Origin of the sequence: Mycobacterium sp. ST-F2 (genome assembly GCF_001905655.1) — a bacterium.
GTDB lineage: Bacteria > Actinomycetota > Actinomycetes > Mycobacteriales > Mycobacteriaceae > Mycobacterium.
Window position 1 is genome coordinate 1 of the sequence record NZ_JMHT01000041.1, and the last position, 13774, is coordinate 13774.

The window sequence follows — 13774 nt, forward strand, 5'->3', positions numbered from 1 at the left end:
ACGGAGGTCGCCTGAAACAAGCCGATCCACAGGTATTGACAATTCCTCCGAACGGTGTGCGAGAAGGCAATGCGCTGCGGCGCAAAAACAACGTGCTCGAGATCGAGGTCCGCATGAAGTTGGATCGGGTAATGAGGGTTGGTTCCTGCAGCCATCTCAGCATCGATGGATTCCGATCTGCCGTCACCTGTATGCCGGAGACGCCGGCCAGATCCGGACGCTCATCTAAGAAGTCCAGCGCCTGGGAGAAAGTCTCCGGCGGATACCAACAATTGTCGTCGGGGAACGCCACGATTGGCCCTGACGCCAGAGTGAGACCAACGTTGCGGCCGACGGAAAGTCCCCTTCGACTGGTGGCAGATCTAGCCTGCTGCCCCAACGGGTGCCTGGCCAGAACGTCCATACAGGCCCTGTCGACGCTCTGATCAACAAGGACAAACTCAACGCGCTCGGAGCCATCACACGCTGCAACCGAATCAAGAAGGACGCCCAATGCTTCCGGGCGCCCAATAGTGCTGCACACCAGGGACAGCGTCGGCTCTGTTTGCCTTTCTGGCCCTACCATTGGTTCAGTCCCCGACCTTGAACAATGCTCGGCGCGTGCCAACTACCGACACCGGAATTCCCTGGTTGGTCGCGCATTTGACGGCCACCCGCGTCGCATCAACGACATCCCGTCCGATGGCAGTCACGACAATCACCTCACTGGCACCAGAGATGACGTCCGGCAGCTCGGCGGTACGGTCCACCGATCCCCCGTCAACGACAGAACACCGCTCGTGATCCTCCAGCTGCCGATGGACACCTACGGCCTTGCCGGACACGCGCTCGCCTACGGCGGCATCCAATAGCTGTGCCACTGCTGACGACCCCGAAACGTGTGTCGCCCCGAGGACGACCACACGTCCCGAATGCGGAGAGCGCAGCTGGGCATACAAGGCGCGTCCAACCGACTCGTCACCGGGAACGTAAATCACCGGGCTCATCACAAACTCGAATTCATCGACAAGAGATGCCCGCGACGTGATCAGTCCAATCCGAGCCCGCCAGGCAAGCGCAACGGCCAACGCCGCCACCGCGCCCAAGAGAGCTCCACCAACGAGGCCAAGAGACCAAAACGGCGCGGCGGCGGGAGGCGCTGTCTCGAGGGCCGCCTGCACGACCTCAACTGCCGGACGGCCACTGTCCACCTGGATCGACCGGAGCTGGATCTCAAGCTGATCTAGGGCCGTAGACGAAGCTTCACCGGGATTGGCTTGCCGATCGGCCTGCATGCGATCGATGACGCTGGAGATGGCGTCGGCCGCTGCCTGATCGCGTTTCTGGATTCGTTGTTGAACCGCCTCGGTATACGCGTGAACTGCCGTGTCCACGATTGTGCGCGCAATATCGAAGGTGACACCATCAGCGCTGATCGCAATGAGGGGAGACTGCCCCAACTGGCTCACAGTCACACTGACTCGGTACGGCTTGCCCATGCCTTTCCCTACTGCGTCAGCAAAAGCCGGCGAAGCCAGATAAGCAATCTCACCCGACATAAAGCTTGGGAAGTCGACCGCAGGGGCATTGCCACTGACGAACTGATTCGGGTCAACCGGCGCGTGCACTCGAACGATCGCGCTGGCGATATGCCTCGGAGAACTCGACTGCGTTGCATACGCCCCGACCAATGCACCCAGTACCAGCCCAATCACGGTGACCGGCCATAACGGCGCAATCAGCCAGGCAAATACGCTATTAGCAATCTTCCGCATGGGACTCCAAGTTGTCGCGTGCAAATTCGGGTGGTACACCCGTCAGCCGACTTCGCCTGACGGCAGAGCCAAAACCGCCATCTCCCCGCAGCGCTTCGCTCCCGCGCTACTCTACGCGACGATTCGCCCATTGCGAACCCCGGCCAGCAAATTTTAGCAAACATTTGCATGACTCGTTGAGGCAGCCTTCGGAGCCCCTGGGCATACCCGATAGATTCCCCTACCCATCGGCGGGTTTCGTCCAACTGGCCATTGAAAGCGCTGTCAGCAGGCAAGTCCCGTGAAGCATGTCGCGCGTTCGGCCGAGAGCGGTAATCTGGTCACGAGTCCGCAAATTCAGCTAACACAGAAGCTTCCGATCGGGCCACCCGTACACCATCGAACAGGAGAACGGCACGTTGAGCCTCACGAGCGCCGCAACCAGCAGTCCGACCTATTTCGGCCCGGCTGAGTCTCCGCTTTTCGGCGTACTGCATGTGCCTGCGAATTGGGAAGTGCGCGGCGCCGCGTTGGTCTGCGGATCGCTCGGCAAAGACTACTTCGATAGTCTGCGCGCCCTCCGACTACTCGCAGACGGACTCGCAGAACGCGGAATCTTGGCGCTACGCTTTGACTATCTAGGTTGCGGCGACTCGTCATTCGGCCAGGTCCGCTCGAACTCGGTTAGTGAATGGCAGGCCAGCATCGGATACGCCACTGACTACCTGCGGGGAATGGGAATTGACGACATCTCAGGCGTGGGGGTGCGGGCCGGGGCACTTATCCTGGATTCCGTCCTGCAACATTCGCCTGATGTCAAACGCGTCGTCTACTGGGACCCCATGGGAACGGGACGACGTTTCTTGCGTGAGCAAACTTCCTTCTTCAAGATGGCCACCGGCGAGGACCGCGTTCCCGAAGGTGTCGTGTCAATGATCGGCGCGCGACTTTCCGCCAAGGCGGCCAAGGACTTTGGCTCGCTGCGGTTGCAGCCGCCAGTCGAAACACACGGAGTCCAACGATTGGTGATCAGCCGCACCGAAGGTACAGACCCCGGCGTAACGTCGCTATCCGGTTCTCCAGCAACCGACCTCGTAGTTATCGATGGACTTTCCGAATGTGCACAGCCGACACGACTACTGCCTCCGATCGCGTTGGACGCCGTCGATTGCACTGTCGAATGGATTGACAAGCGGGTGCCGATGCAGCGACATACGGTGTCACCCTCAGTCACAGACACTGCTCGAGTCGCTGTGGACAACGGCCAGTTCGTCGTAGAGCGAGTCGAACGGATCGGGCCGCAGTCTATGTTCGCCATCCGTTCGATGCCCATCCCCGCAGGTATCGAGGCTTCGCGTCCGACGGTGATGTTCTTCACGAACGCCAACAATTCGCATCATGGCCCCAATCGTGAATGGGTGGACCTGTCCCGAACGAGCGCGCTGCACGGGGGCGATGCATTGCGGTGGGACCGCCAAGGAGCCGGCGAATCTGGTCCGGCCAACCGCGACGGGTCCATCTTCGTCTACTCCAATCAAGGAATCGAAGACGCAAAAGCGGCGGCGCGGCACGCTGCTCTCGGTGCATCCCGACTGCAGTTCGCAGGCCCCTGCTCTGGCGGGTGGTATGCCGCATGCGCAGCTAGAGAGGTGCGCGCGGACTCCGTTGTTCTCGTCAACGAGTTGCTTTGGTCACTACGCATCGAGAAAGCCATGGGCATTCAGATCAAGCCGGGTGATCTCGACGTCACCGACTGGGAACAATCGCGGCGGGCACGTTTGCGACGCGTAGCGCAGAAATATCTACCCGCGTTTGCGTGGCGGCAGCTGGGCCGGATGGGCGTGGCCCAAGCGCCCGAAGTCCTCCTCAAGCCGCTGGCTCAGCAAGGAACGTCCGCCACGATTGTGCTGTGCCCGGCAGACACTGAATTGTTCCTTGCAAATCGTGGCGCAGAGGCTCTCGATCGCCTTCGCGCATCGGCTGCGCCGCCCCAGCTCATACCGGTCGACGTCGGAGATCACGCCGCATTTCACCAAAGCGTCTTCATCGAGCTTCGAAAGATCGTCGCCGATTTTCTCCGAGGGTCCGCCGCTCCGGGCCCCCGCGACGGGCGTGACGCCGCGACGGTCACTGACTTGTTGGGCGGGGGCGCCAGTGCGATGTCCCCCCCGACAACCCACAGAGACCCATAGCAAACACAACGCAGTTTGCGCGGACCGGGGATACACCCCATACGATGTACCCGATTCGACGACTTGGAGCAATCATGTGCCAATCCCGCGGAGCGCGCTGGTTAGGCGACGCCGCGCCGCCTTCCGACCAGCGACGGACGCACTAGTGTCCAGCGAGGATGCCGACGCCAAGCGAGAGTTGCGCCATAGCTTTACACTTCGCGTCGGTGCGGCTGCGGCAGGAATGGTGTCGACTTTTCTGCTCACAGTCATCGTGGTGCGCACGCTGAACCCGTTGGACACTGCAGCCTTCTTCGCAGTGCTCGCTGCCCTCTCCATCGGTTCGGTCGTCGGCCGGCTTGGGCTCGGCCCCAACGTGATCAGGCTCATCCCTTCTGAGCCCGATCCGCACAATCGCCGAGTCATCGCCGGAACACATCTTCGTGCCGCGATTTTCCTGACAATCCTGTCAGCGCCTGTAATCGCGCTATGTGCCACAGTGGGCCTGATTGGCCACAAGAATTTCTTGTGGTGCTTCGGCCTGACGACACTGACGATTACGGTCGAAACCGTCCGGATGATGCTCAGCGATATTTTCGCGGCAGTCGGACGTGTCCGAGCCTCAGTACTTACGATGCACTACATCCGTAGCATCATGGTGGTGCCGGTGGTCGGGTTGGTTGCCGTCACCGCCGAACGTCCCACTCTCGTCACGTTGCTCGGCACCTATGCTGCGGTCGCCACGACGCAGCTCGTCGTCGCCCTGTGGGCAGCTCGCACCAACGTCACCATGTCAGCATCTCGCGGGCTGGTCGCCGTGCGTAGAGCGATCGAAACCGGAGCTCGGCTATTCAGCCTCGACCTGACCGCGTTCGCACTCGTGTCCGGCACGATCTGGCTCGCCAACGCTGTTTTCAGCCCGGTCACCGCTACGCACTACAGCGCGGCAGCAACCATTGCGATGCAGGTGACGATCCTAGAAAGCCTGGCCGCGCTGGCGGTGACGCCACCGGCTGCACGGCTATGGGCCGCCGGACGCAAACATGAGGTTGTACGACTGCTGTCGAACCTGGCCACGGTCAACGTCGCGATAACTGTGATAATCGTCGGGGCCCTCGCGATAGTCGGAGGCGTAGCGCTTGAATTCGCATACGGACCGACAATGCGTGACGCCCATGTACTGCTGGTAACGCTCGCCGCTGGTGGCCTTTTTCAGGCCGCATTCGGCGTCGACATCTCGTTACTCATAGTGTGCGGAAAAATCAAAGCAGTTTCCCGCACCGCATTGATAGTTCTCGCTGTGGCCGTGCCTTGCTCCGTCGGGGCCGCTGTCTTCGGCGGCCCGATGCTATTGGCCATCAGTTCATCGTGCGGAGTCGCAGCGCTGTCGATCGGCGAATGGCTCACAGCTCGCAACGAGCTTGACGAGGCTCCTCGGCCCCATCTTCACATAGTGCGAGCAATTCGCGAATTGGTGTCGCAACCAAGTCTGCCCCGACGAACGACGACCCGACGGCGGACGGGACCGTGGATTTGACAGTGTTTCCAGCGTGAATCGATCATCGAGCGATCTTCGACGACAAGCCAATCGAGGTACCAGAAGCGAAACGAAGATCGTATTGGCTACCGCGGTCATCGCAGAAGCTGTCAACAGCAGCAACTGCTGCACTATTTTAATTTCGGCTTAACGCGCGCTGACTTCCACTCGACGCTCGGCGAGATCGGGCTACCACTACGACAATTATCAAAATCGCGAGCCACGCATAAGTGACTCGGCCCTGCACCCAGTAGATGTAACGCGGCATCTCGACAACGCCAGTGAAGATGACTGGGTACAGCAACACGCCCCAGAGTTGTGCATTGCAGAACCCTCTATACGCGAGCCCGATCAAGAACCCGATCAACAACAGGAACACCAGGCCGCCGAATCGGCCATAATCCACAAACGGACCAGCGTATCCACTTGGATTGTTGAATTCGGGATTTGCATACTGTTTCAGCATTTCCGCAAAGGGTGTTAGATCACTGACATTCGAATACGGCCTGGCGTGTCCACTGAGACGCTCATAACCACTGAGATGCTCGTAAAGGCCGACGTTGGAAATGCCGGGTGCGCTCCAGAAGAACTCAAGGGTGTCGAACGGCCACCTACCGGGCCACCTCAAATGGTCGATGATGAGCTGACCGTTGTTCAAAGCTGTCGTGTAGTACCCCGCGAACCGCCCCATAGCGAAGTTTGTGAACGACGTTTCCCCGTGCAGCCGGTAGAAATTCCACGAACGGAAATATTCAAACGTAGCAAATATCGGCACAATAGATACAAGGCCGACTACCGGTATTACCTGAGAAATGCGCCGACGCGCACGAGACCCGGTCGACAACTTCGCCGCAGCGACGACACCGGCAGGTATCAACAATTCCAACAAGGCGAGACGCTCGGAGTAGATGTACGCGCGCGGAACGGCTAGGCCAATGACGATCAACATCTTGGCCAGCTCGGAACGTGTGAATTCGCGGGCCAGTAGCACTGCCGAAACCACCACGGCAGCGATGCCGAGCTGCGTTAGCGTGGTGACACCCGGGATGGTGCCGATGCGTTCCTTTAGGTCGGCTCCATCATCGCTCGTTCCGGCAATCAGACTGGCCGGCGTCAGACCCGCCCTCGCGATAAGGAAGATAAAGCCGCCATAACCAACAACCGTGGCGAGAGTGAGCACGGTACTCGCTCGGCGCAACACCGTAAGGGCGTGATCGCTGAGATTCGGCCAGGGCAAGGCATAGTGCCGCTTCGGGCGGACCACAGCACCCGCGAGCAACACGCCGAAAGACATTGCCAACACACCGCAGGCGAACAACAGCAACGTGTCAGTAGTGATCCATTTCGGCGTCTTCCACAAGCTGCGAAATTGTGAATCCGCCGTAAGCGCGGTCGGCACCATCGAAGCGAGAGCGACAAATATCGACGCGGCGATCGGCGATAGCCACCACAACCGAAGTGCTTTGGCTGATTTGTCTTTTTCCAGCTGGCTGGTCAATCCATACACCCGCCCAATTTCCAAGCAAAAGCACGCATGCCCGCCGTTTTCTCCTTACACGTCATCGATACTGCCCGCGTTCCGTCGGGCACGTTCAGGAACAGCAAACCGTTGCAGCGCCCGAGGCACCTCGACCATAGTCGCCCCCATGCGAAGCATTCGCCACCGCTCGTCAGTCAGTAGTGTCGACATAGAAAACAATGCTTTGCTACGACTTTCATAGCTAACCACTTGGCCAGCCGGGCAGTCATTTCTCAAGCGTTGCCCACACCACTTACTGAAGCTAGCATGTTCTGCTATTGCAAGCACGTCAAAGTCCGACTATCTGAACCGAACTCGCAGGACAAGACGTGATCGCTCAGATATCTACAAGCAGGAAGCTGAGCACTGGGTGGCCATCCACAACCCTATTCATGGCAATAGTCGATCTAGTAGCTGTGCCAGGACCAGCTCGAGCTTCGACAACACAGAACGATGGGATGGCCACGCGTAGACCCTGTCAACCCCACCGCGCGCGGGCGGAACTTCGGGCGGTCCACTCACTGCGTAGTTCTGCCCACTAGGTTTTCGAGAGCATCCATTGCCGATGCGGTGGGGAATCTGGTCTGCGCTAGCTCACCGCGATGGGTTCGCCCTTCGCGGTCCACCCGGTGACCCTGAAGCTACTCGGTGGCGCATTCGTCGCTAGCGGCGAAAGCGCGGAATTGTCCAACCGAATCCCTGTCACCGCAACATTGTTCAGGGTGCCGCCCTCCGCGAGGATGGCGACTTCACGCTCCGCAGTGGGCGTCGTAGCCGATATCCCCACGTTCGATATCGATACGTTGCTGACGCTGGTACCAACGTTGGCCGCTGACAACAGAATTGCGCCGTGAACGACGGTGGGATCCGTATTGGCACCGGTGATGGTGCCATCGGAAATTTCGACATGGTCCACGGCGCGACTGAACCAGGGGCTGCCCTCAGTCACGACCGATACTCCAGCTGCGCTGGTATTCGCCACTGAGAAACCTCGCACGGTCACATTGTCGCCACCTACAACCGATATTCCACGCCCCCAGCGGGTACTGGCCACCGATATCCGTGACGCCGAAATGTCGTGGCTAGGACCAGGGTCGCTGGCGTACGACACGACCGCCAGCGCGTCATCACCGGTGGCATCAGAGCGCAGATCGTCTACCACACCGTTGGCCGATCCACCCGTGATGTGCACGCCATCAGCCCTAGTGCCGCTGACGCTGATATCGCGGAGGGTGAAGTTCTGGGCGCCGGTGACGAAAATTCCTGCCGCTGCTGAACCGACGATAGTCACGTGTGAGACCGTGTCGTGCTGGCCAGAAATCACCAGCTTGTGCTGATCTAGTTGGTCGCGCCGCTGACCATCAGTAGGCGCGGTCAATCGAATGTTGGTTAACTCGACGTCGTTGGCGACGATCTGCACAGCTGACGTTGAATCGTTGGTGGCTTGAAGGGTGGCACCGCCACCATCGACGCGAACACCCGGCACATTTACCTTGATCACACCGCTATGACGGTAGATTCCCGGGTCCAGGGTGAGCGTATCCCCCGGTTTGAGTGCGTCAATACGGGCCTGCAACATCGCTGTGGCATCGTTCGGCGAATCGCTCCTCGACGAGGACGAGAAAACCGGATACGCCACCACGACCAATGCCGCAGAACCTACTACAGCCAACCGCCATCCCAAACCCACTACACAGCCTTCCAACTGGGACGTCCCACTCGCCACTGAATGTACCGGTTCAGCCGGTCCCGGGAGCGAAGTCGTGCGGTGGCGTATCCGCCATCCTGGTAACCACCGACATAGCGTCTCCGCGGCGGCGCAGGTGATGGCCAACGCGAGCACAGCAACCGGTTGCTGACACCCACTGGGGGATGAACTGCCACCAGACGCTCCGCCGCCCTCCTACAACGGCAAAAGAGTTCTACACGAAATTGACCCGTTAGCAAACAAATCCCAAAGGTCTCATTCGGTATCGTTCTGCAGTTTTTCCGGCTATTTACACGAAAGGGATCAGATTTGGCGAATTTCCACTCCTGACCAGCGGAGACATCCCTAGGACGAAAATCTGCAAAAGCGTTACGCACCTCGAAAATCTCGTCATCATCATTGCCACAAAAGTTGGCCGAATCCCTCGGTAGACACACTGAGCACCAAGAGGTCTGGCAAATGGACGTGACAATGCACATCGGGCGGGTGGGCGCACTTGCAGTTGCTCTCGGAATTGGCACGGCCATAGCGGGTACCTCCGGCACTGCCCTCGGCGCACCTGACGCCACGCCGCCTTCACAACAGCACACCGAACCGAAGTCCGCTTCTGCTCCCGTGGATTCGCCGACCAACGGCAAGCGAGGGCATCGATCTAGCGCTGTTGTCAACGCGCCGAAGACACGCCCCGGCCAGACCACACCACTGCACCGGCCAACATCGACATCTACGGCGAACCCACCCGCGCCGTCGCGCGAAGTACACCCAGCATCTGCAGCGGGTACGCCGAAGACCCAGCCACTGACTCCAACAAAGCCCAAACAGCCGGCACCCACGCCACGCACCGCCGCGACTGCGCCGATCATCGCACCATCTGACACGAAATCCGTAGTGGTCCAACTAGATTCAACCACTGTTGGCACGCCCCTCGCGCAGCTGCCGGCAACGGCAAGGATGCTAACCGTGCCCAGTCCGCAGTCCAACGGCACCAAACCATCGACGCCAGTCGAATCGTTCGGTTGGGCGATCGCCGCATGGGTACGACGCAATTCCAACCAAACGCAGGCTACAGGCGCACAGGTGCCGAACTCGACGTCTGCCGCGACACCCGTCGCAACCACTGCACTGAAATCTGTGGCAGCTAGTCAGACCTCGCTCACGTCAACGACTGCTCCGGCCGCAGCGACTGCCAGCACAAACCCCCTCAGCGCCTTCCTCTCAGCCATCACCACCATCTTTACGCCGCGCAGCAGTAAGCCCCTCACACTTGCCGCCGGCACCGCATCGGTAGGTAAGCCCAACACCACAACTGGAGCAGTCACCGGATCACTGAACTTCAAGGGGACCAGCAGCACCGCGCCAACGTACTCGGTCACGACCCAACCGACATACGGCACTGTCACAGTGAACTCAAATGGCACGTTCACTTACACCCCAACCAAACTCGCGCGAGACACCTCTGCGGTGTCGGCGAACCAGACCACAGCCACCTTTACGGTCCTGGCCAGTAGCGGATCGTCCACAGCATCAGAAACTGTGACCGTTCCGGTCCTGGCGACGACCATCAACGGCGACAGCACCGCTGTTCTACAGAACGTATTCAGCAACTTGGCTCCGAACTCCACGCTCACGATGGCCGCGAAAACCTTCTACCACTCGGGAGTTCTCCGGATCGAAGCTGCCGGGATCACCATCAACGGCAATGGCGCGACGCTGCAGGCCACCAACGATGCGACGTCGGCGGTGGAGATTGTTGCTGACCACGTTTCTGTGAGCAACATGACATTCGGCGCCAACCAGACCGGCCCGCGTTACGGCGCCCTCGAGCAGCACAAGCTGGTGATCGGCGGCAACTACGACTCCGTAAGCAAGGTAACCATCAACGGCGCAGCCGGCGCAGGGGTGTTCGTCAACGGCGCGGGATGGTTCACTCTGTCCGGCGTGACCGTCAACAATTCCCGTGCCGACGGAATTCACATGACCAACGGGGCTCACGACGGCACCGTCACCGACGCAGTCACCAACAACACCGGCGACGACGGAATTGCGATCGTGTCCTACATCCCCGACGGCAACATCTGCCGAAACATCACCATCAACAACCCGACTGTCAACGGGACGATCTGGGGCCGCGGCGTGAGTGTGGTTGGCGGACAGAATATTACGTACAACAACATAAAAGTATCGAAGACGAACGCAGCCGGCATCTATATTGCCGCCGAGCCGAGCTACAACACCATGGGCGTGAATGGGGTGATCGTGAACGGCGGCACCGTGACCGGAGCAAACTACAACGCAAGCGTTGTCCACGGGGCAATCCTGGTCTACTCCGGAAATACCGGTCAACCAGTCACCAACGTGACCATCGAGAATTTGTCCGTGTCGGGAACTGCCAGTACCGCACAGCGCCAGCTCGGCCTGATTCTGGATAGCGGCGCGACGGCGAGCGCAATCAACTTCAAAAACCTCACCTTCGCCAAGTCATCGCTGTCGACCTTCTACACCAACGCCCCCAAGATCGACTACACATCGAGCAACATTTTGGTCGGCGGAACGCTGATCCAGATCTGACCGAACCTCGGCGAGCCGGCTCGCTCGATGCACGCAACCTAGATCATCCCGCCCGATGTACGGGCAAAACTCCGAGAGTCAATGTTCGCTAGAATCGGCGGCTCCTACACAATCAGCGATCGTTGAACACCACTTCGCCATCGTCGGAACGGTTACTTCGCGGGCGAACCAACATCACGACGATGTCTGAGCTAACCGATTTCACGCTCGTAAGCAGGTATGTTTCGCGCATCGTCGACGTTTCAACGTCGTCTACGCCACTTGGCGCCGAACTGGACCGCATCAAGCAAACCGACTACGGTATGGGGCACGCAGCAATCGCTGCTTTCTTTGCTAGATGTGATGATGCGGAGGCGCTGTGCCAGCACCCAACTCGGAGTTGGGGATCGTCGCCGCCCAACAACCGACGATCATCCATGTCGCCGAATCATTCGCCAGTGGCACCGCGTCGGCGATCGGCGACTTCGTCCGCAATTACCCCGAGGCCGAACATCACCTCGTCTACTCCATCCGTGACGAGGCCAGATTAAATGTCGACGAACTCAGCTATTTCGCGACCAGGACGGAGATGCCCCCGGGGCTGCTGAACCGGATCCGGTTCCTTCGCCGCTTCTTGCGGAGCTCGCGAGGTGACTTCATCGTGCACGCGCACTCAAGTATGGCCGGCGCCTATGTGCGCCTCGCCGCCCGCCGGTCAGCCACGCGCCCTCTCGTGTACACGCCGCATTGCTACTCTTTCGAACGCCTTGACGTGGCCTGGCCCCTGCGTCAGTGCTTTCGCGCCCTCGAATGGCTGCTGTCGTTCAATACCACGGCCTACGCGGCCTGCTCGCCTCGTGAAGCCGAACTGTCGCGATGGCCATTGTGGTCGCCGCGTGTCGTGAGCGTGCCCAACGTCAACCCGCCGGGTCTGCCGCCGGCCGGACCGTCGTCCGAGGCATCGGCCTTGCGCATCGTCGGCAACGGGCGCCTGGGTCCGCAGAAGGATCCTCGATTTTTCGCCGACGCGATCCGGGCTGCAGTCCGGGTACACCCACAGCTGAAAGCCGTGTGGATCGGCGGCGGCACCACGGAGGACATCCAGATGCTCACCGAACACGGCGTTGAGGTCACCGGCTGGCTACCACGGGAGCAAGCTCTCAAGGTGATGTCAGAGTGCGATGTGTACCTGCACACCGCGTTGTGGGAAGGATTTCCGATCTCGATTATGGAAGCGGCCGGCATCGGGCTGCCGGTCATTGCGCGCAGACGTCCCTATCTCACTGGCGTCGAACTACCGATCACCATCGACCGCCCGGAGGAACTCGCCACCGCGTTGACGGGCCTCCTCAAGACCGGCGCACTCGAAACCCTGCGTCTGGAAACCGCGTCCGCCCTGGCCCGCAACTGCGATACCGAACAGAGCGCAGCATTGCGCACTCTCTATACATCGTTGGGAGCACCGCGCTCATGACACGTATGCATGTGAACGGAAAATGGTTGGCGCAGAAGCTCACCGGCACTCAGCGCTACGCCACCGAAATTGTTCGGGCAATCGTGGTCGGCGATACCACCGATCTCGTGCTCCACGTACCCGCGGATGCCGAGGTGCCGGCATGGCTTCATACGCCCCGCGTGGAAGTGCGTCGGTCGCGCGCCACGGGCGTCTTGTTCGAGCAGCTGTATCTGCCCCTGGCGACGTTCGGGAAGCTGTTGCTCAATTTCGCCGGACCGGCGCCCCTCCTCAAGAGACGTCAGGTCGTGACGATGCACGACGCCACACCGTTCCGTTTTCCGCAGACATTCCGCAAAGCGTTCGTTCTGTTCTATCTGGTCTCGTACTACGGGCTCGGTCGGTGGGCCCGTCACCTGGTCACAGTCTCCCGCTTCAGCGCAAACGAATTGAATGAAGTGTTAGGAATCAGGACCGAGAAATTCGTCGTCGCCGGTTGCGCCGCGGACGCCCTCACGGCAGTCGAACCGCAGCGGCCAGAATTGGCGCCGCAAGGGCCGTTCTACCTTGCGGTGGGAACACTCGCCGTCCACAAGAACCTGCCCAGGCCCGTCCAGGCGGTGATCGAGTCTGGCCGGACAGTCGTCATCGTCGGCGCATCGGCCGGCGGCCAGGTCTTCAGCAAGGCGTCCGAGCTGTCGTCGAAAGCCGTTGTCGCCGGTCGACTTTCCGATGCCGAACTGGCCTGGCTGTACCGCAACGCGCAGGGCTTGATCTTTCCGTCCGAGTACGAAGGATTCGGTATCCCGCCTTTGGAAGCCCAGACGCTCGGTTGCCCTGTGGTGTCGTCGAATGCGGCCTCGCTCCCCGAGGTCGCCGGTGATGCCGCGCTCTACTTCTCTCCCGATGACACGTCCGCAATGCTCGCCCAACTCGAACGGTTGGAGACGGAACAAGGACTGGCCGACTCGATGAGGCAACGCGGTCTTGCGAACGCCGAGCGCTTTTCTTGGCATGATTCCGCGCATCGGATTCTCGAAAGTCTGCGCTGAACCCGACCAGGTTTTGCCAGCAAGCTGGTCACAGATTCATGTCACCGACTGTCA

At 60.1% G+C, this 13774-nt stretch carries 9 protein-coding genes; 5 read left to right on the forward strand and 4 right to left on the reverse strand.

Translation table 11 applies throughout. The annotated features are described in order from the left end of the window. Both EB75_RS28830 and EB75_RS15960 read right to left on the reverse strand, forming a co-directional pair. A partial coding sequence (locus EB75_RS28830; RefSeq protein ID WP_142239635.1) for a glycosyltransferase family 2 protein occupies positions 1 to 565 on the reverse strand: 565 nt, incomplete at its 3' end. Positions 566 to 569: 4 nt separating this feature from the next. After that, a complete protein-coding gene (locus EB75_RS15960) occupies positions 570 to 1754 on the reverse strand; it encodes a GumC domain-containing protein (protein WP_142239636.1) in 1185 nt (394 codons plus the stop codon). Positions 1755 to 2152: 398 nt separating this feature from the next. Between EB75_RS15960 and EB75_RS15965 the strand changes: the two genes are divergently transcribed. Continuing rightward, positions 2153 to 3925, forward strand: coding sequence for an alpha/beta hydrolase family protein (locus EB75_RS15965; RefSeq protein WP_142239637.1), 1773 nt, complete (start codon positions 2153 to 2155; stop codon positions 3923 to 3925). 145 nt (positions 3926 to 4070) lie between these two features. Then, on the forward strand, positions 4071 to 5441 hold the full coding sequence (locus EB75_RS15970; protein WP_073696345.1) for a lipopolysaccharide biosynthesis protein: 1371 nt from the start codon (positions 4071 to 4073) through the stop codon (positions 5439 to 5441). A 136-nt stretch (positions 5442 to 5577) separates the two neighbouring features. On the opposite strand, the gene EB75_RS15975 is transcribed toward EB75_RS15970, so the two are convergent. Then, entirely contained in the window at positions 5578 to 6939 is a 1362-nt protein-coding gene (locus EB75_RS15975; RefSeq protein ID WP_286150213.1) for an O-antigen polymerase, read from the reverse strand. Positions 6940 to 7549: 610 nt separating this feature from the next. Beyond that, positions 7550 to 8650: a right-handed parallel beta-helix repeat-containing protein gene (locus EB75_RS15980; RefSeq protein WP_073696376.1), complete on the reverse strand. Its 1101-nt coding sequence runs from the start codon at positions 8648 to 8650 to the stop codon at positions 7550 to 7552. Positions 8651 to 9628: 978 nt separating this feature from the next. Here EB75_RS15980 and EB75_RS28490 point away from each other — a divergent pair. The 3 genes from EB75_RS28490 to EB75_RS16000 all read left to right on the forward strand — a co-directional run bounded on the left by EB75_RS28490 (position 9629) and on the right by EB75_RS16000 (position 13720). Continuing rightward, positions 9629 to 11236 carry a right-handed parallel beta-helix repeat-containing protein gene (locus tag EB75_RS28490; protein WP_168176051.1) on the forward strand — a complete coding sequence of 536 codons (1608 nt, stop codon included), beginning with the start codon at positions 9629 to 9631 and terminating at the stop codon, positions 11234 to 11236. Positions 11237 to 11594: 358 nt separating this feature from the next. Beyond that, the gene (locus EB75_RS15995) at positions 11595 to 12689 is read left to right on the forward strand and encodes a glycosyltransferase (protein ID WP_142239638.1); all 1095 of its coding nucleotides are present in this window, start codon (positions 11595 to 11597) and stop codon (positions 12687 to 12689) included. Between the two features lie 26 nt (positions 12690 to 12715). Next, positions 12716 to 13720 (forward strand): glycosyltransferase family 4 protein, encoded by a 1005-nt coding sequence (locus tag EB75_RS16000; RefSeq protein WP_286150214.1) that lies wholly within the window; start codon positions 12716 to 12718, stop codon positions 13718 to 13720. Positions 13721 to 13774: the final 54 nt, after the last annotated feature.